This window comes from Micromonospora sp. WMMD1274, from assembly GCF_049179035.1.
GTDB lineage: Bacteria > Actinomycetota > Actinomycetes > Mycobacteriales > Micromonosporaceae > Micromonospora > Micromonospora tulbaghiae.
In genome coordinates this window covers 7,203,584-7,221,774 of record NZ_JBMHMG010000001.1, presented here as the reverse complement: position 1 = coordinate 7,221,774, position 18,191 = coordinate 7,203,584, and the positions used below count along the sequence as shown (strand labels likewise).

The 18,191-nt window shown below is 74.1% G+C and carries 18 protein-coding genes and 1 riboswitch; of the genes, 11 read left to right on the top strand and 7 right to left on the bottom strand.

What is annotated here, in order from left to right:
• Position 1: 1 nt before the first annotated feature.
• The 6 genes from ACN27D_RS34145 (at position 2) to ACN27D_RS34120 (ending at position 6,096) form a co-directional block, all read left to right on the top strand.
• The gene (locus tag ACN27D_RS34145; RefSeq protein ID WP_121684975.1) at positions 2-985 is read left to right on the top strand and encodes a lysylphosphatidylglycerol synthase transmembrane domain-containing protein; all 984 of its coding nucleotides are present in this window, start codon (positions 2-4) and stop codon (positions 983-985) included.
• Between the two features lie 69 nt (positions 986-1,054).
• The gene (locus ACN27D_RS34140; protein WP_421501001.1) at positions 1,055-1,684 is read left to right on the top strand and encodes a GTP cyclohydrolase II; all 630 of its coding nucleotides are present in this window, start codon (positions 1,055-1,057) and stop codon (positions 1,682-1,684) included.
• Positions 1,681-2,370 (top strand): RibD family protein, encoded by a 690-nt coding sequence (locus ACN27D_RS34135; RefSeq protein WP_120569532.1) that lies wholly within the window; start codon positions 1,681-1,683, stop codon positions 2,368-2,370. The genes ACN27D_RS34140 and ACN27D_RS34135 overlap by 4 nt, the downstream gene beginning before the upstream one ends.
• Before the next feature lie 107 nt (positions 2,371-2,477).
• The gene (locus ACN27D_RS34130) at positions 2,478-4,157 is read left to right on the top strand and encodes an extracellular solute-binding protein (RefSeq protein WP_421501000.1); all 1,680 of its coding nucleotides are present in this window, start codon (positions 2,478-2,480) and stop codon (positions 4,155-4,157) included.
• Positions 4,154-5,179, top strand: coding sequence for an ABC transporter permease (locus ACN27D_RS34125; protein WP_421500999.1), 1,026 nt, complete (start codon positions 4,154-4,156; stop codon positions 5,177-5,179). The genes ACN27D_RS34130 and ACN27D_RS34125 overlap by 4 nt, the downstream gene beginning before the upstream one ends.
• Positions 5,176-6,096 (top strand): carbohydrate ABC transporter permease, encoded by a 921-nt coding sequence (locus ACN27D_RS34120; RefSeq protein WP_120569535.1) that lies wholly within the window; start codon positions 5,176-5,178, stop codon positions 6,094-6,096. The genes ACN27D_RS34125 and ACN27D_RS34120 overlap by 4 nt, the downstream gene beginning before the upstream one ends.
• A 9-nt stretch (positions 6,097-6,105) precedes the next feature.
• Here ACN27D_RS34120 and ACN27D_RS34115 read toward each other — a convergent pair whose 3' ends face one another.
• The 5 genes from ACN27D_RS34115 to ACN27D_RS34095 form a co-directional block, all read right to left on the bottom strand.
• Positions 6,106-6,846 carry an amino acid ABC transporter ATP-binding protein gene (locus tag ACN27D_RS34115; protein ID WP_120569536.1) on the bottom strand — a complete coding sequence of 247 codons (741 nt, stop codon included), beginning with the start codon at positions 6,844-6,846 and terminating at the stop codon, positions 6,106-6,108.
• Positions 6,843-7,619 (bottom strand): amino acid ABC transporter permease, encoded by a 777-nt coding sequence (locus ACN27D_RS34110; RefSeq protein ID WP_128137467.1) that lies wholly within the window; start codon positions 7,617-7,619, stop codon positions 6,843-6,845. The genes ACN27D_RS34115 and ACN27D_RS34110 overlap by 4 nt, the downstream gene beginning before the upstream one ends.
• Positions 7,620-7,657: 38 nt before the next feature.
• Positions 7,658-8,512, bottom strand: coding sequence for an ABC transporter substrate-binding protein (locus ACN27D_RS34105; protein ID WP_121682949.1), 855 nt, complete (start codon positions 8,510-8,512; stop codon positions 7,658-7,660).
• A gap of 107 nt (positions 8,513-8,619) precedes the next feature.
• Complete coding sequence (locus tag ACN27D_RS34100) at positions 8,620-8,745, bottom strand: hypothetical protein (RefSeq protein WP_013286752.1); 126 nt, start codon at positions 8,743-8,745, stop codon at positions 8,620-8,622.
• A gap of 33 nt (positions 8,746-8,778) precedes the next feature.
• A riboswitch (SAM riboswitch) is annotated at positions 8,779-8,889 on the bottom strand.
• Between the two features lie 69 nt (positions 8,890-8,958).
• The gene (locus ACN27D_RS34095) at positions 8,959-10,434 is read right to left on the bottom strand and encodes an NAD(P)/FAD-dependent oxidoreductase (RefSeq protein WP_421500998.1); all 1,476 of its coding nucleotides are present in this window, start codon (positions 10,432-10,434) and stop codon (positions 8,959-8,961) included.
• Positions 10,435-10,790: 356 nt separating this feature from the next.
• On the opposite strand from ACN27D_RS34095, the gene ACN27D_RS34090 reads away from it, so the two are divergent.
• The 3 genes from ACN27D_RS34090 (at position 10,791) to ACN27D_RS34080 (ending at position 13,180) form a co-directional block, all read left to right on the top strand.
• Positions 10,791-12,071 carry a hypothetical protein gene (locus tag ACN27D_RS34090; protein ID WP_357894601.1) on the top strand — a complete coding sequence of 427 codons (1,281 nt, stop codon included), beginning with the start codon at positions 10,791-10,793 and terminating at the stop codon, positions 12,069-12,071.
• A 124-nt stretch (positions 12,072-12,195) separates the two neighbouring features.
• The gene (locus ACN27D_RS34085; RefSeq protein WP_120569540.1) at positions 12,196-12,648 is read left to right on the top strand and encodes a hypothetical protein; all 453 of its coding nucleotides are present in this window, start codon (positions 12,196-12,198) and stop codon (positions 12,646-12,648) included.
• A gap of 79 nt (positions 12,649-12,727) precedes the next feature.
• Positions 12,728-13,180: a DUF4383 domain-containing protein gene (locus ACN27D_RS34080; RefSeq protein ID WP_120569541.1), complete on the top strand. Its 453-nt coding sequence runs from the start codon at positions 12,728-12,730 to the stop codon at positions 13,178-13,180.
• Positions 13,181-13,237: 57 nt separating this feature from the next.
• Here ACN27D_RS34080 and ACN27D_RS34075 read toward each other — a convergent pair whose 3' ends face one another.
• Together ACN27D_RS34075 and ACN27D_RS34070 are read right to left on the bottom strand one after the other, a co-directional pair.
• A complete protein-coding gene (locus ACN27D_RS34075) occupies positions 13,238-15,787 on the bottom strand; it encodes a hypothetical protein (RefSeq protein ID WP_421500997.1) in 2,550 nt (849 codons plus the stop codon).
• Positions 15,784-17,118, bottom strand: coding sequence for an SWIM zinc finger family protein (locus ACN27D_RS34070; protein WP_421500996.1), 1,335 nt, complete (start codon positions 17,116-17,118; stop codon positions 15,784-15,786). Before ACN27D_RS34070 ends, ACN27D_RS34075 begins: the two co-directional genes overlap by 4 nt.
• 59 nt (positions 17,119-17,177) lie before the next feature.
• On the opposite strand from ACN27D_RS34070, the gene ACN27D_RS34065 reads away from it, so the two are divergent.
• Both ACN27D_RS34065 and ACN27D_RS34060 read left to right on the top strand, forming a co-directional pair.
• A complete protein-coding gene (locus ACN27D_RS34065; protein ID WP_357894610.1) occupies positions 17,178-17,720 on the top strand; it encodes a GNAT family N-acetyltransferase in 543 nt (180 codons plus the stop codon).
• 38 nt (positions 17,721-17,758) lie between these two features.
• The gene (locus ACN27D_RS34060) at positions 17,759-18,169 is read left to right on the top strand and encodes a type II toxin-antitoxin system Phd/YefM family antitoxin (protein WP_120569545.1); all 411 of its coding nucleotides are present in this window, start codon (positions 17,759-17,761) and stop codon (positions 18,167-18,169) included.
• Positions 18,170-18,191: the final 22 nt, after the last annotated feature.

Genomic DNA, 18,191 nt, shown 5'->3' with positions numbered 1-18,191 from the left:
TTTGTCACACGTCGCCGTCGCCGGGCCCGTACCGGCCGTCACGCCCGCCCCGCGCCGGGCCCGGACCGGCCGGGCATGGGTACGCCCGCTGCTCGGGCTCGCGGTGCTCGCCGCGCTCGTCGCCTCGGTGGGCACCGGCCCGTTCCTGGCCGGGCTGCGGCTGATCGACGCGCCGGCGCTGGCCGCCGCGCTCGGCATCGGCGTGGTCACCACCGTCTGCTGCGCCTGGCGCTGGTCGCTCGTCGCCGGTGGGCTGGGCGTACGGCTGCCGATGCGCGCCGCGGTGGCGCACTGCTACCGGGCGGTCTTCCTCAACTCGACGCTCCCGGGCGGCGTGCTCGGCGACGTGCACCGGGCGGTACGGCACGGCCGCGACGCCGGTGACGTGGCGCGCGGCGTCCGGGCGGTGGTGTGGGAGCGCACCGCCGGGCAGGTGGTGCAGGTGGTCATCGCGGTGGCGCTGTTGGCCGCGTTCCCGTCGCCGGTGCGCCGGTACCTGCCGGCGCTGGCCGCCGTACTGGCAGTGGTGGCGTTGGCGCTGGTGCTGGCCGCCCGCGCGGTGCCCCGCTCCGGGGCGTCCCGCTTCGCCCGGGCGGCCCGGACGGCGCTCACCGACGTGCGCTCCGGGGTGCTGGGCCGCCGGACCTGGGCCGGTGTGGTGATCGCCTCGACAGTGGTGTTCGCCGGTCACCTGGCCACGTTCGTGGTGGCCGCGCGCACGGCCGGCGCGGACGCGCCGCTGTCGCACCTGCTGCCGCTGACGCTGCTCGCGCTGCTGGCCATGGCGGTGCCGCTGAACGTGGGCGGATTCGGGCCGCGCGAGGGGGTGGCCGCGTGGGCGTTCGCCTCGGCCGGGCTGACCGCCGCGCAGGGTGTGGCGACCGGCACGGTGTACGGCGCGCTGGTCCTCGTGGCCAGCCTGCCGGGCGCCGCGGTGCTGCTGGCACGGCGGATGCCCCGGCGCGAGCCCGGCAACTGTCGGTGATCCCGCCTACGGTGGGGGAGCGAGGTGTGCGTCGCCGGGTCCGCCCGGCGACCGGACGACAGGAGAACCATGGACGAAACGCTGCCCACCGCGACGGTCCGGACCCGCGTGACGGTTCCGCTCCGGTTCCCCGACGGCTACGTGACCACGGCCCGCGTGAACACCTTCCACGGTCTCGTCGACGGCCGCGAGCACCTGGCGTTCGGGCTCGGTGAGCACGCCGACGCCGACCCGCCGCTGGTCCGTCCGCACAGCGAGTGCCTCACCGGGGACGTGTTCGGCAGCCAGCGCTGCGACTGCGGCCCGCAGTTGCGCGAGGCGGTCGAGCGGATCGCCGAGGCCGGTGGCTACCTGCTCTACCTGCGGCAGGAGGGGCGCGGCATCGGCCTGTACGCCAAGCTCGACGCGTACGCCCTGCAGGACGGCGGCCTGGACACGTACGAGGCGAACCTGGCGCTCGGGCGCGGCGCGGACGAGCGCGACTACACGGTGGCCGCGCAGATGCTCGCCGCGCTGGGCGTGGACCGGGTGGCCCTGCTCAGCAACAACCCGGACAAGGCGGCCCAGCTCGAACGGCTGGGCGTGACGGTGGCCGACCGGGTCTCCACCGGCGTGCACCTGTCGCCTGCCAACGCGGGCTACCTGGCGGCCAAGGTGACCCGTGCCGACCATGCCCTCGACCTGCCGTTCGTGCCGTGACCACCCGCCCGTACGTGCTGCTCAGCTGCGCGATGTCGATCGACGGCTACATCGACGACGCGACCGCCGAGCGGTTGCTGCTGTCGAACGACGACGACCTGGACCGGGTCGACGCGACCCGGGCCGGGTGTGACGCGATCATGGTGGGGGCGGCCACCGTCCGCCGCGACGATCCGCGCCTGCTGGTGCGCAGCGAGCGCCGGCGTGCCGAGCGGGTGGCGCGCGGGTTGCCGCCGTCGCCGGTGAAGGTGACTGTGACCGGCAGCGGCGACCTCGATCCGCGGGCCCGGTTCTTCACCGCCGGCGACGGCCTCAAGCTGGTGTACTGCCCGAGCGGCGTGGTGGACAAGGCCCGCGAGCAGGTGGGCGCGGTGTCCACGGTGGTCGACGCCGGTGATCCGGCCACTCCGGAGGCGGTGGTGGCCGACCTGGCCGGGCGCGGCGTGTCGCGCCTGATGGTGGAGGGCGGCGGCTCGGTGCACCGCCAGTTCCTCACCGCCGGCCTGGCCGACGAGTTGCACCTGGTGGTGGCGCCGTTCTTCGTGGGGGACCGGCGGGCGCCGCGCTTCGTCGGGGACGGCCGCTTCCCGTGGCACCCGGGGCGCCGGGCCCGGGTGGTCGAGGTGCGCCAGATCGGCGACGTGGTGCTCACCCGGTACGCGCTGTCCGACCGCTGCCCGGCCTGACCGCCGCGTCGATCCGGTCCGCCCTTGTGCAAGCTCATCGACGTGATTAGTTTGTTGACCATCCATACGAACTAATCCACTGCGCTTCCCTTCCCGAAGGGGGACCGATGACCGCGCACCACCCCGACCCGGGCTCCTCGCGCCGCCGCTTCCTCGGCCTGGTCGGCCTCGGCGTGGCCGCCACCGCCACCGGCCCGCTGCTCGCCGGCTGCTCCGAGAAGCCGGCCGGCTCCGGCGCCGCCCAGGACCTCGACGCCGTCTCCGGCCTGCTGCCCACCCGCAAGGACCTGCCCGGTGCGGTCAAGCCCGACATCGCGGGCACCCGCCCGGTGCCCGACGGCTACACCCGCTATCCGGCGAGCCTCGTCGACGCCGTCACCGGCAAGCCCGGCACCAGCGGCAAGCAGGTCACCGCGATGACCCCGGCCTGGGGCCCGGCGCCGCCCGGCGTGGCGCAGAGCGCCTACCTCCAGGCCGTGAACGCCGAGCTGGGCACGCCGGTCAACTTCACCATCCAGGACGGCGTCACGTACGCCGACAAGCTCAACGCGATGCTCGGCGCGCGGGACGTGCCGGACCTGCTGTGCGTGCCGGGGTGGGAGGTGGAGAAGATCCCGCGCTTCGCCGAGGCGATCAAGGTGCTCTTCGAGGACCTGACCGACCACCTGAAGGGCGACGCCGCCGCCGCGTACCCGATGCTGGCGACCTTCCCCACCGGGGCCTGGCGGCGTGCGGTCTGGAACGAGCGGATCATGTCCGTGCCCAACCCCACGGACGGGCCGTTCCCCTGGGCACTGTTCACCCGCAAGGACCTGCTCGACGCGCGCGGCCTCGCCGTGCCCGCGAACCTGGACGACCTGCTCGCCGTGGCCAGGCAGGTCACCGACCCGGCGCGCAAGGTGTGGGCGTTCAACGACGTCTTCGCCATGATCCAGATGTTCCACCGGGTGCCGGGCCACAAGGGCGGATGGCGGGTCAAGTCCGACGGCACCCCCGAGTTCAAGTACGAGACCCAGGAGTTCCGCCGCGCGCTGGAGGTGATGGCCAAGATCTACGCGGACGGCCTGGTCCATCCGGACATCGTGGCCAGCAAGGGCGCGGACGCCAAGCAGTTGTTCGCCAAGAACGGCGCGATCGTGTTCCTCCAGGACGGCTTCGGCTTCTGGCAGGGCGCCCAGGCCGAGCACCAGAAGACCAACCGTGCGCTGAACATCCAGCCGGTGCCGGTCTTCTCCGCCACCGGCGGCGACCCGCTGGTCTGGGGCGACGACGAGCCGATCTCCTACACGTTCGTCAAGAAGGGCCTCGGCAAGGACCGGGTCCAGGAGCTGCTGCGGATCATCAACTGGTGTTCCGCGCCGCTCGGCAGCCAGGAGGCCCAGCTACGGGACTTCGGCGTCGCGGGCAAGCACCACACCCCGTCGCCGAACGGGCCGGTGAAGACCGACCTGGCGTTCAAGGAGATCGCCAACCAGTACTTCTTCATCAGCGGCCGCAACCCCACCATCGGACCGTTCCCGGACACCCCGCGCTTCGTGCCAGACGCGCTCGCCTACTCCAACGAGATGGTGAAGCACCTGGAGCCCAACCCGTGGGCCGGCGTGAAGCTGGAGATGCCCGCCGCCTACAAGGCCAACCAGGTGCCCACCGAGGACAAGTTCACCGACGTGCTGCGCGGCCGCCGCCCGCTCGCCGACGTGGACGCCATCGTCGCGGAGTGGAAGGCGAACGGCGGCGAGGAGGCCCGCAAACTGCTCGCCGACTCGCTGCCCAAGGAGGGCCGGTGAACGAGCCGGCCGTCCTGGCCGGGCCCGAGCGGGCCCGGCCGGACGCGCCGGCCCCACCCGGCCGCCCGCCCCGCCGCCGCCCGTCCCGCAGCCGGGTGCCGCTGCGCACCCGGCTGCGCCGGGACTGGCAACTGCTCGCCATGGTGGCGCCCGGCTTCCTCGTCCTGCTGATCTTCAGCTACCTGCCGATCGCCGGCAACGTCATCGCCTTCCAGGACTACAACCCCTACCTGGGCGACAACCCGTGGCAGGCGTTCCTGCACAGCGACTGGATCGGCTTCGGGCAGTTCCAGCTGCTGTTCGACGACCCGGCCTTCTGGGACGCGTTCCGCAACACGCTGGCGATCACCGCGTTCCAGCTCGTGTTCTTCTTCCCGCTGCCGATCCTGCTGGCGATCGCGCTGCACAACCTGCTGTCCAGCCGGCTGCGCGGGCTCATCCAGACCATCGTCTACCTGCCGCACTTCTTCAGCTGGGTGCTCGTGGTCACGTTCTTCGTCGCGATGCTCGGCGGCGCCGGGCTGCTCGCCCAGAGCATGCGCGAGGCCGGCATGCAGCCGTGGAACGTGATGACCAACCCGGACACGTTCATCGTCCTGGTCACCGTCGAGGCGGTGTGGAAGGACGTCGGCTGGGGCACCATCGTCTTCCTCGCCGCGCTGTCCACGATCGACCAGAACCTCTACGAGGCCGCCGCCGCGGACGGCGCCGGCCGGTGGCGGCGGCTCTGGCACATCACGCTGCCCGGCCTGCGCCCGGTGATCGTGCTGCTGCTCATCCTGCGGCTGGGCGACGCGCTCTCGGTCGGCTTCGAGCAGTTCCTGCTGCAACGCGACGCCGTCGGCCGGCAGGCCGCCGAGGTGCTGGACACCTTCGTCTACCACTTCTCCATCGCCACCGGGAACTATGGCTACGGCGCGGCGGCCGGACTGTTCAAGGCCGTCATCGGGCTGGTGCTGATCCTGGCCGCGAACCGCGTGGCGCACATGCTCGGCGAACGAGGGATCTACTCGAAGTCATGACCACGCTCATCCGCCGGGCCGCCGGCGACCGATCCCGCCGGCCGGTGTGGCAGGAGCCGCCCACCCGCCTCGGGCAAGGGCTCAAGGCCGTCGCGCTCACCGTGCTGGTGGCGGGCGTGCTGTTCCCGCTCTGGGTGATCCTGGTGACCAGCCTCTCCTCCCGGGAGACCATCGCGCGGGCCGGCGGCCTGGTGGTCGTGCCCCGCGGCGTCGACACGTCCGCGTACGAGACGATCTTCGCCGGTGGCGCGGTCACCCGGGCGCTGTGGATCAGCACGCTCGTCACCGTCTTCGGCACCGCCATCGCGCTGACCGTCACCGTGCTCGCCGCGTACGGGCTGTCCCGGCCGGGCACGCTGGGCCACCGCTGGCTGCTCGCGTACTTCCTGATCCCGTTCCTGGTCTACCCGCCGCTGGTGCCGCGCTACCTGGTGGTCACCGGGCTGGGCCTGAAGGACACCATCTGGGCGCTGGTCCTGCCGCCGGCGATCAGCGTGTTCAACCTGGTCGTGGTGCGTGGGTTCTTCCAGGGCATCCCGTCGGAACTGCTGGACAGCGCCCGCATCGACGGCGCGAGTGACTTCCGTACGCTCGCGCGCATCGTGCTGCCGCTGTCCCGCGCGGTGATCGCCGTGGTCGGCCTGTTCTACGCGGTCAGCTACTGGAACGTGTGGTTCGACGCGCTGCTGTTCATCGACCGCAACGACATGTACCCGATCCAGCGGGTGCTCCAGAGCTACCTGCTGGCCGGGCAGGCCCCGCACACGTCCGGCGCCAGCAGCGGGGTGACCATGCCGCCGACCGAGGCGATCAAGATGGCCGTGGTGGTGCTGACCGTCGCGCCGATCGTCGCGGTCTACCCGTTCATCCAGCGGCACTTCGTCAAGGGCGTGCTGATCGGCGCGGTGAAGGGCTGACCGGCCTGCTCAGAGCACCTGGGACAGGAAACGCCGCAGCCGCGGGTGCTCCGGTGCCTCGAACACCGCCTCCGGCGGCCCGGCCTCCAGCACCACGCCCGCGTCCATGAACGCCACCGTGTCGGCGACGCTGCGCGCGAACCCCATCTCGTGCGTCACCACGACCATGGTCATCCCGGCGGCGGCCAGGTCCGCCATCACCGCGAGCACGCCCTTGACCAGTTCCGGGTCCAGCGCGCTCGTCGCCTCGTCGAACAGCATCACCTGCGGGCGCAGCGCGAGCGCCCGCGCGATGGCGACGCGCTGCTGCTGGCCGCCGGAGAGCTGCGCCGGCCGCGCGTCCGCCTTGCCGGCCAGGCCGACCAGGTCGAGCTGGGCGCGGGCCAGCGCCACCGCCTCGTCCTCGCTCAGCTTCTTCAGCTTGCGCAGCGCCAGCGTGATGTTGCGCAGCACGCTCAGGTGCGGGAACAGGTTGAACTGCTGGAACACCATGCCGATGCGCTGGCGCAGCGCGTCCGGGTCGTCGCGCAGCACGCTGCGCCCGTCCAGCAGCACGTCGCCCCGGTCCGGCTCGATCAGCCGGTTGACGGTGCGCAGCAGCGTCGACTTGCCGGACCCGGACGGGCCGATCACGCAGGCCGCCCGGCCCCGGGCCACGTCCAGGTCCGCGCCGCGCAGCACCCGGTGCGCGCCGAAGGCCAGGTGCACGTCGCGGACGGCCAGGCTGACCGAGGTCGTGGTGGTGGTCATCGCGGGTCCTTTCCGGACGGGGTGAGATCCGCCGGCTCGGCGTCGGGCTCGGGCTCGGGCGGCGCGACCGGCCGGCCCTGCCGCAGGCGCCGGTCCAGCCAGTTGACCGCGTGGGTCAGCGGCACGGTCAGCAACAGGTAGAACAAACCGGCCAGCAGCAGCGCGGACTGGTTGCCGGTGTTCGCCGCGTAGTCCTGCCCGATCCGGAACAACTCCCGCTGGCTGGCCAGCAGGCCGAGGAAGTAGACCAGGCTGGAGTCCTTGATCAGCGCGATGAGCTGGTTGACCCAGGCGGGCAGCACCCGGCGTACGCCCTGCGGGATGATCACCAGGCGCATCGCCTCGCCCCAGGAGAAGCCCAGCGCCCGCGCGCCCTCCAACTGGGCGGCCTCCACGCTCAGGATGCCGGCCCGGAAGATCTCACCCAGGTAGGCGGCGGCGATCAGGGACAGCGCCAGCACGCCCAGCGGATACGGGTTCGGCCCCCACACCTGCATGCCGAGCGGCGCCAGGCCCACGCCGATGAGCAGGATGGTCGCCGCGGCCGGCAGGCCGCGGAACACATCGGTGTAGACCCGCGCCGGCCAGCGCAACCATCGGGTACGCGAGATGCCGGCGACGGCCAGCAGCATGCCCAGCACCGAGCCGAGCAGGGCGGCGGAGACCGCCAGGGTCAGCGTGTTGGGCAGCCCGACGGTGAGCATCTCGGGCAGCGCCTCGCGCATCGAGTCCCAGTCGAAGAAGGTCTCCCAGAGGGTGCTCAGTGGATCCATGTCCGCTCCGTCCGCCCCGCTCGTGCTCGGTTACCGGTTCAGGAGGCGGCCGACGGCGACGGCACCGCCACCGACCCGCTGCCCGGCTTGAAGTCGGCCGGGATCGGCCGTCCCGGGTAGTACTCGGCCTGCAGGCGGCTCCACGTGCCGTCGGCGATCACCTCGTCCAGGCCCTTGTTCAGCGCCTCGCGCAGCTTGTCGTCGCCCTTGGCCACCGCGTACGCGGTCGGGGTGGGGCTGAGCTGCTTCGCCGCGACCTTGATCTTGCCGTTGCTGTCGGCGGCGGACTTGTCGCCGATCTCGGCCGGGGCGATCCAGGCGTCGGCCGTGCCGGCCTTGAGCTGGTTGATCGCGCTGTTGTAGTCCGGCACCCGCACCGGGTCGAGGTTCTGCTTGGTGGCGTAGTCGTCCTGCACGGTGCCCTGGACGACCACCACCCGCTTGCCGGCGAGCTGGTCGAAGCCGGTGATCGGGGAGCCCGCCGGCACGTCCAGGCCGAAGTAGCCGAAGTCGTAGCCGTTGCCGAAGTCCACAGTCTTCTTGCGGGCCTCGGTGATCGTGATCGAGGAGCTGCCCACGTCGAACTTGCCGCTGTTGACCTGGGCGAGCAGGCCGGAGAAGTCGGTGCCGACGAACTCCACCTTCAGGCCGATCTTGTCGGCCACGGCACGCAGCAGCTCGTTGTCGAAGCCGGTGAACTTCCCGTCCTTCAGGAAGACGTTCGGCGGGGCGTCGGTGAGCGTGCCGGCGCGGATCACGCCGGGCTGGAGCAGGCCGTACGGGTTGTCGGCCGCTGCGGTGTCGTCGTTGCCGCAGGCGGTGAGCGCGGTGACGGCGAGCAGGGCGGCCGCGCCGACGGCGGCGGCACGGGTCAGGACGGTACGGAAACGCACGATGTCTCTCCAGAGTGGATGGACGCGCGGCGCGCGTCGACGCCGGCCTGCCGGACGGACGGCCGGGCCGGAGAAGGGTGGATCGGGGAAAGGAGGGTGGCGTTCGCTCAGCGCGCGAGGCGACAGGCGTCGCTGCACACCCGCATCAGGTCGACGTGACGGCGCTTGACCAGCGCGAAGCGGGCCGGGTACGCGGCGACGTCGCCGGAAGGGGTGGAGGGTGGTGCGGACATCGGTCTCCCTGGTCTGTTGCTGACCTGGGTGCCAGGCCACGCTTGCACCGGCGGCTGCCGGTGCCTGGTCTTCACCCGGGGCACCCCACCGCGGAGGAGGGTTGCCGGCCAGCGAGCCGGGGCTTCGCGCTGGCGCTCATGACCTGCCCAGAAGGCTAGCAGCACCGCCGTGGCTGCCGTCCAGCCGTTATGACCACCCTCACGCGCGGCGTCTCACCGCCGGGCCGGGACGACCGGCGCGTCCCGGCCGGTGCCGTGCCGCGACGGGCTGCGCTGCTCGTGGTAGTCCTGCTCCACGTTGACGGTCCAGACGTCGTGCTCCGCGCCGTGCGCGATGTTCTCCGCGGTCAGCATCGCGGTGAGCATCGAGTGGTCGGCGTTGTTGTACCGGTGCATGCCGTTGCGGCCGACCGGGTGCACGTTCGGCACGTTCGCTGCCAGCCAGCCCCGGATCACGTCGACGTTGCGCTGGTACCGCTCGTCGTAGACCGGGTACGCCTTCGGCATCCGGACCACGTAGCCCGCCTCCACGCACCCGGGCTTGACCAGGCCCAGCCGCTCCAGCTCGGCGGTGGCGAACGCGACCAGCTCGGCGTCCGGCGTCCGCCACATCTCGTCGCCCTCGAACACGAAGTACTCCAGCCCCAGGCAGGTCCGCCCGTCCTTGACCAGGTACGGCGACCACGAGCCGAAGTTCTGGATCCGGCCCACCCGGGCCGCCGGGTCGTGCACGTAGATCCAGTTGTCCGGGAACGAGAACTCCTCCGGCACCACGAGCGCCACGGTCAGGAAGTCCCGGTACCGCAGGTCGTCGGCGGCGGCCCGCACCTCGGGCGGCGCCTCCGGGCGCATCGCCCGCACCAGCGCGGAGATCGGCATCGAGGAGATCACGTGCGCGGCCGGCTCGGTGCGCTCCCCGCCGGCGTCGGTCACCGTCACGGCGGTCGCCCGCCGCGCGGCCGGATCCCGGTGCACCTCGGTCACCCAGGCGCCGGTACGCACCGTGCCGCCGCGCATGGCGACCTCCTCGGCGCAGCGCTCCCACATCATCCCCGGGCCGTGCTTCGGGTACTGGAACTCCTCGATCAGGCTGGTCACGTCCGTGCGGTTGCGCCGGGGCAGCAGCGCGTTGCGCATCGCCGTCGCCAGCGACAGGTTCTTGATCCGCTGGGCGGCCCAGTCGGCCTGCAACTGGTCCGCCGGCATCCCCCAGACCTTCTCCGTGTACGTCTTGAAGAAGATCGAGTAGAGCCGCCAGCCGAACCGCGCCGACACCCACCCCTCGAAGTGCGACTGGTCCTTCGGCGGGCGCAGCCGGGCCCGGCCGTACGAGCCGAGGCAGCGCGCCGCCTCCAGCAGCCCGAGGTTGCGCAGCGCGTTGCCGGCGTTGAGCGGGTAGTCGAACAGCGCGCCCCGGTAGTAGATCCGGCTCATCCGCGGCCGGAGCAGGAAGTCCTCGTCCGGCAGGATCTCGTGCCAGAAGTCCTCGACCCGGGCCACCTTCGTGAAGAAGCGGTGCCCCCCGATGTCGAACCGCCAGCCGTCGCGCTCCACGGTCCGGCTGATCCCGCCGACCACGTCGTCGGCCTCGTAGACCCGGACCGGCTCGCCGTGCCGCAGCAACTCGTAGGCGGCGGTCAACCCGGCCGGTCCCGCCCCGATGATCACGGTTCCGTCGCCGTCACCCATGCCGTCCGCGCCCCCCGCCGCCAGCCTGCCGATGCGGCACCGCCCTTACCCGTCCTGCCGGCAACTTCACCTGCCGGCCCGCACCGATCCGCCGGCCGCTCAGCCCTCTCACCGCCCCGCCCACTCACCGCCCCGCCCGCTCACCGCCCCGCCCGGCCCGGCCCCGTCGATCATGAAGTTGACGGTGTCTGGCGTCCGATTTGTCGCCGCCAACCTCATGATCGACGGGGCCGTGGCCGTGGCCGTGGCCGTGGCCTGGGCGGGCCGGAGGGGTGGGTGTGGGCGGGGCCGGATGGGGAATGCGGGCCGGGTTTCCGGCCGGACATGTCGGCCAGGGGCCGACCGGTGGGAGCGTGATGGCGGACGAGCGGCGGGCCGACGCCGGCGGCACGGCCGGGGCCGGCCGCGCGGGCGGCCCCCGCGACGTTGCGCGCTCCGGGCGTACCCGGTGGTGGGCGCGCGGGGCCCAGGTCGTCCGCCGGGTGCCCGAGCCCTGGGGATTCGTGTTCGCCGTCTTCGTCGGCTCGAAGCTCGTGCTCACCCTGGTCGGCGTGCTGGTGCTCACCGCCTGGGACGGGGTGCCGGGCGCACCGCCGGCCGACGAGACCGGCATGCGGGAGCAGCAGGACGCGATCTCGTCGCACCGCTGGATCTCGCTCTGGTTCGCCTGGGACTCGTTCCTCTACGACCACCTGGCCCGGCTGCCGCTGGACCGGCCCTGGACCGACTTCGGCTTCCCGCTGCTCTACCCGTTCCTGGCCCGGCCGATCGCGCCGCTGCTCGGCGGGCACACCGCCTGGGCGCTGCTGCTGATCAGCAACGTGGCGCTGGTGTTCCAGCTCTACTTCGCGTACCGGCTGGGGGGCCGGCTGCTCGGCGGCGCCGGACCGGACGACGGCCGGCGAGCGGTCCGGTACCTGATGCTCCTGCCGACGGCGTTCCTGTTCCAGGCGGCCCTCACCGAGTCGCTGTTCGTCTGCCTCGCGCTGGCCGCCTTCTGGTACGCCGAGCGGAACCGCTGGCTGCTCGTCGGCGTGATCGGCTACTTCCTGGCGATGAGCCGCTCGGTCGGCTTCCTCGTGGTGGTGCCGCTGGCGCTGGTGCTGCTGCGCGAGCACGGCTGGCGGGCCGGACCCCGGGCGTGGCCGCGCCTGCTGCGCCAGGGCTGGCCGCTGCTGCTTGTCCCGGCGGGCTGGCTCACGTTCATGGCGTTCTGCCGCTGGCAGAGCGGCGACTGGTTCGCCTACCAGCACGCCCAGGAGACCGGCTGGGGGATCCGGCTGCAGAACCCCCTGGGAGTGGCCGGTTCCGCGCTGTTCGGCGGCAACTCCGCCGACGCGCTGCGGGTCTGGATCACCGTGGCGATGGTGGCGGTCGCGGCCGTCGGGCTGCGCCGCCGGGCCGACTGGCCGTACCTGGTCTACACGCTGGTCGTGGTGCTGGTGCCGCTGTCGATGGGGACGCCGGTGTACAAGAGCCTGCTGCGCTACCTGCTGGCCGCCTTCCCGGTCGCGTTCGTGCTGGCCCGCTGGGCGCGGCGGCCCGGCCTCGACGGCTGGCTCACCGCCGCGCTGGCGCTGCTCCAGGGCGCGTTGTTCGCGGTGTGGCTCACCTACTGGACCCACCTGATCATCTGACCGCCGCCGCGGTGGCTGTCGCCGCCGCCGTTGCCGCCGCCGTCGCGGTTGCTGTCGCCGTCGCCGTCGCCGTCGCCGTGGGCGCCGTCCGGCGGGACGGCCGGACGGGCCGCAGAATGGGCTGATGACCGACCGGCGGGTGACCCTGGACGACCTCGGCGCCTGGTTGATCAAGGGCAACGCGGACGCGGTGGACCTGACGGCCCGCTTCGCCGCCGACCCGCGCGTGACCGGCTGGTGCGTCCGCCCCGGCTACCGGGTACGCCTGATGCGCCCCGGCCAGCCGGTGGTGTTCTGGGCCAGCGGCAGCCGCGGCCGGGCGCCGTACGGCGTCTGGGGTGTGGGCCGGATCGCCGCCGCTCCCGAGCCGGGTGCGCCGGGCCGGCCGTGGACCGCGCCGCTGGACCTGACGATCCTGGACGAGCCGCTGCGGGTACGCCGCGACCTGCTGCGCGCCGACCCGCGGCTGGCCGGCGCGGAGGTGTTCCGGCAGCCGCAGGCGGCGAACCCGTCCTACCTGACCGTGGCCCAGTTCGAGGCGCTGCGCGGCCACCTGCCCGTCCGGCCGAGTTGCTGATCTCGATCCGGGGATCCGGACGGGTTCGGCTTCCCGGCCGCCGTGGGCGCGGAAGACTTCGCCAACGGAGGTGTCAGTCATGGCCGGTTCTTCCCGCGTCGCCCGCAACGCGCCCGCGTCCCCGGTACGCCGGGCCGCCCAGGTGGTCGGCATCGTCTTCCTGGTGGTGGGCGTGCTGGGGTTCATCCCCGGCATCACCACGAACTACGACACGATGATGTTCGCCGGGCACGAGTCCCGGGCGAAGCTGCTGGGCCTGTTCCAGGTGTCGGTCCTGCACAACATCGTGCACCTGCTCTTCGGCGTCGCCGGGCTGGCGCTGTCCCGGACGGTCTCCGGCGCCCGCGCGTACCTGATCGGTGGCGGCGCCATCTACCTGGTGCTCTGGCTCTACGGCCTGGTGATCGACCACGACAGCGGCGCCAACTTCGTGCCGCTCAACGGCGCCGACAACTGGCTGCACCTGTTCCTCGGCGTCGGCATGATCGCCCTCGGGGTGGCGCTCACCCGCCGCCCGGGGCGGCGCGCCTGACAACCGGGCCGCGTCCGCGTACCGGTCCGCCGCCCGCTCGGGTGACGAGGCGTACGTTCAGGCGGTCAGGGCGACGGCGAGTCGCCGGGCCTCGGCGACCAGCCGGCTGCCGCCGCCCCGGGCCACCACGTCGGCCAGGCCGGGCACCTCGATCCGGACGCCCGTCGCCGTCGCCGTCTCCGCCGCCAGCGCGAGCAGGTCCGGCGTGCCCCGGGGTGGCGTCGGGGCGGCCAGCAGCGGCGGCAACGCCGCGGCGAGCAGCCGCCACACGCTCAGCCGGGCACCCGCCGCGACCGCGTCGCGCAGCGGGGTGACCGCCCGGGTCAGCGTCACCTGCCCGCCGGCCGCCAGCGCGCCGAGATGCCCGCCGGTCGCGGGCGCGTCCAGGTCACCGGCGGCGGCGAGGATCAGCACCGCGTCGAGCGCGGCCACCCGGTCCGCCTCGTGGCGGGCGCACAGCCCGTAGGCCAGCGCCAGATCGAGGGCCGGGCCGCCCGCGCCCGTGCACTCGGCCAGCACCGGCAGGACCGCGCCGTGCCCGAGGGTGTCCTCCTGCGCCGCGCCGGCCACCTCGGGCAGCACGTGGGCGGCGACCACGCCCCGGTGCCCGGGCAGGACGGCCGGCCAGACGTCGCCCCAGCCGTCGGTCCACCGGCCGATCGGCGTGGGCTTCAGGGTGAGCAGGCCGAGCCGGTCCTCGACGCCGTCCGGCGGGGTGAGCGCGACCAGCGTCCGCCACTCGGGCAGCTGGTCGTAGCCCCAGTCGTACCCGGCCGACCGCGCCCGCCGGCCCACTGTCACCACCTGCTGGGCCGGGGCCGGCACGGCGTCGCCGCGCAGCCAGCGGGCCAGCTCGTCACCGGCCGGCGTGCGCAGCGCCGCGGCGCGTTCGGCCAGCGGCTCGTCCACCCCGGCCGGCAGGCGCAGCAGGGCCTGTGCGAGATCCCAGCGCCACACCGGACGGTCACCCAGCGCGGCCAGCCGTTCGTAGAGCGCCACCGGCTCGATCGCCCCGGTGACCGAGGTCGGCGCGGACAGCAGGCCCGGATCGTCGCGTCCGTCCAGCCGCTGCCCGATCTCGGCCAGCCGGGCGCAGGCGAGCTGGACGGGCGCGGGTCGGCGTGTGGCCGGAACCGGTGGGCCACCCCGCAACGGCAGCGGCGCGCGTGGGCGGGAATCGGCCAGCAGGGTGCTCCACTGGTCGCGGCGGGTCGCCGCCTCGGGCGTACCGCAGACGGCCAGCAGGAGCCCGTGCATCTGCACCGACTGGTTGAACACCGCCCAGGGATGGTCGTACGCGCCGACCTGCTCGCGGCGTACCACCGGCAGCAGCGCCGCCGCGAGCCGCTCGCGGTCGGCGGTGCCGAGCCGGACCAGGCCGTCCATGACGCGTTCCGTCGTCAGCGCGGGCCAGCGCCGGCCGAGCGACGCCGCGATCTCCTCGACCAGTTCGTCCACCCCGGCGATCGGCGGCGGGGCGGCCGCTGCCGGCAGCGGCGGCGGCAGGTCGTCGCGAGCCTCGACCACCGTGGCTACGGCAACCGGCCGGTGGCCGTGCCGCCGCGCCAGCGTCAGCGCGCGTTCGCGCAGGCCGGCGTCCGGGTGGTCGGCCGCCACGGCGAGCACCGCGCCGATCTCCGGGGCCTGGTCGGGGTGCTGCCGGGCCAGCCGGTCGAGCCACGACACCTGCGCCCGGACCAGCGCCTTCTCCGGCCGGGCCAGCACCGTCCGGGCGGCCTCCCACAGCGCCTCCGGCTCGGCGGCGTCACCGGCGTCCCGCAGCGTCCGCTGGGCGGTGCGGGCCACCGGCCCCGGGCCGTCGGCGAGCAGCCGCAGGTACGCGCTCGACCGGACCGCCACCTCGTCCGGGGTCGGCGCCAGCAGGTCGTGCAGGATCAGGAACGGGCGCAGCGCGCCCGGCCGGTCGCCGCGCAGCAGCCGGCCGAGGACGCCGTTGAGCAGCACCGCCCGGTCGAGCCGGCCCTCCGCGGCCAGCGCCGCCAGTGCCCGTGGCAGCGCCTCGGTGCCGGTGCCGTCACCGCGGGCCAGCTCGGCGCCCACGCCGTCCACCTCGAACAGGCGCGGCAGCAGCGGGTCCAGGAACGGGTCCGCGCGCAGCCGGTCCACTGTCGGCGGACGGTTTCCGCGCGGGCCGGGCGATCCTTGCGCGGTGGCCCAGCCACGCACGAAGTCGTCCCCGGTCGGCGGCGGCGCCTTCTCCGCCAGCAGGAGACCGGCGACGAACGGCCAGCCCGCGACCATCCGGTCCCGGGGCAGCCGGTCGGCCAGCTTGTGCGCCACGTCGGCCAGCCAGGTCACCCCGCGTTCCCGGGCGGTGTCGACCACCGGCGCCGCGTCGACGCCCGCCAGCCAGACCGAGCGGCGGCCGAGCAGCGCGGCCACCTTGGTCGGGGTGCTCAGCGTGCCCACCGCGGCCACCGCCAGCGTCGCCGCCTCGCCCCGCCACCACCAGTCGTCCCGCCTGCGACGGACGACGGCGACCAGTTCGTCGCCCAGCGCCCGCCGGGCCGGCTCGTCCAACCCGGCCAGCGCCGACCGGACCTCGGACATCCGGCCGCGCACCGCCGCCTCGGCGAAGCCGGTCACGACAGTGCCCCCACCGGCGCCGCGACCATCGACACGGCCAGCGCGTGCCGGCACGGCCCCCGCTGCCCGCGGTGCCGCGCCCACCAGCGGCAGGAACAGGAGTACGCGCCGTCCGGGTGCCGTCGTACCCGGTAGGTCTCGGCGTCGGTGCGTACCGTCGCGTTCTCGCCGTCGCGCTCGACCGCGCCGCGCTCGACGAGCGCACGCGCGCCGACCAGCCGGGGGTTGTCCCGCTCCGCGCGGCCCGCGTCGTAGGGCATCACCCGGTGGAAGTACGCCCCGTCCGCCACGTCGTACCCGACCCGGCCGGCGGTGCCCAGCTGGGCGAGCGCGGCACGCACCCGCTCGTCGGGCAGCGCGGCGGCGTCGGCCAGCGCGGCCACGTCGATCGTCGGATCCCAGTTGAGCAGCGCGCCGACCAGCTCCGCGTCGTCGACCACGTCGTCGCCCGCCAGCGCCGCCAGGGCCGCGCCCTCACCGGAGAAGCCGCGGTACGGCTCGGGGGACAGCGTCAGCGACAGCCGCAACGCCCCGGTGTCCAGCTCCCACGTGCTCGGCACGGCGGGGGAGCCGGCCCGCACCGCCGGACCGTACGCCCGCAGGGTGCGCGTGTGCCGCAGCACGCCGCGCAGCGCCGCGAGCCGGCCCGCGCCGGCCAGGCAGACCGCGCCCGGCGCCGGGCGGGAGGTCAGCCGCAGCGTCCGCCCGGCGGGCACCGCCCACAGCACGCTCCGGTCGCCGGCGGCCGGCAGCCTCCGCAGGAACGCCGCCGCCTCCGCCGCCGCGATCTCGGCGCGCGGCTCGAAGCCGGCGGTGAGCACGTGCACCTCGGCGAAGCCGCGCAGCCAGCGGCCGGGCAGCGGCACCTTCCGCTCGACCACCGCGCCGTCCATGGTGGAGACGGTCAGGTCGTCCGGGCCGACCGCCACGTGCAGCGGCTCGATTCCGCCCACCCGGGCCAGCGCCTCGCGCAGCGGCGGGTTCACGTCCACGTTCGTGGTGCCGTGGCCGCTGATCTCGCCGTCGAGCCCGGCCGGCAGGACGTCCATCCGCGCGTACACCCCGCAGCAGCCGGAGAACGACTCGAACCGCAGGCGACCGCGGCTGCCGGTGACCACCGGGTCCAGGCTGGCCGGGCTGACCGGCTGGTGGTAGCGGGTGCGGGCCACCTCGGCGACGGCGAGCAGGCCGGCCGCCGCCGCGGCCGGGGCGGTGAGGAACCCGGCGAAGAAGCGCGGGTTGGCCGCCGGGCCGCCGCAGGTCTGCAGGTCGAGACCGGCGGCGCGCAGCGTGGACGGCTGAAGATATCGGTACGTCTGGACGGCGTTCACGGCGCAGACCGTAGAGGGACCGACCGACAAAACCGCGATGGTCCTGCTAGCTTCCTCGGATGTTCGCCCACGCCCTCACCGACGACGCCGAGCTGCGTCCACTGTCGCCCTGGCACGCCGACGAGTTCCTGGCCAACCTCGACCGCTGCCGCGACCACATCGCGCCCTGGGTCGGCGCGTCCTTCGTCGCCACCGACGCCGAGTCGGCCCGCAAGGTCCTCCAGGCATACGCCGACCGGTGGGCCCGCGACGACGGCGGCATCTGGGGCATCTGGCAGCGCGGCACGCTCGTCGGCGGCGTGCTGTTCGTGTCGCTGAGCACCGACCGCGGGGTGTGCGAGGCCGGTTGCTGGCTGGAACCCGGCGCCGAGGGGCAGGGCCTGGTCACCCGCGCCGCCCGCTTCGTCATCGACTGGGCGGTACGGGAGCGCGGAATCCACCGCGTCGAGTGGGTCACGAAGGCCGGCAACGAGCGCAGCGTCGCGGTCGCGCGGCGGCTCGGCATGAGCCGCGACGGCGTCATGCGCGGAGCCGCACCGACGCCCGGCGGCCGCGCCGACCTGGAGGTCTGGTCCGTGCTGGCACCCGAGTGGACCGCCTGACCGCCGAATTTGTCGTACCCGGACGTGAACATGTGTCCATGGCTGTCCCCGCACTGGCCGACCGGTCCCCCCAGCCGCGCGCCCTGCCGCTGCGCGAGGTCCGCACCCGGCTCACCCAGCTCGTCTCCCTGGCCGAGCTGACCGACACCGTCACGCTCGTCACTCGCGACGGCGATCCCCGGCCGGTGGCCGCGATCGTGCCCGCGTCCGCCGCCCGCACCGGCGCCCAGGCACGCGCCGACGCCGAACGCGTCGCCGCGATCAGCGCCGGCTGGGCCCGCCGTCTGGAGGAGCTGCACCGGCAGTCCAGCCGGCGGCACGCCGCCGAGTTGCGGGCGCTGGCCGACGCGCTCGCCGAGGCGTGGGCCGAGCTCGACCGCCGCGCCCCGGCCGGCGACGCGGCGCTGACCCGGCTGCGCGCCGCGCACGCCGACCTGCTGCGCCGCTGACCAGTGGCGTCCCGGCGGGTGT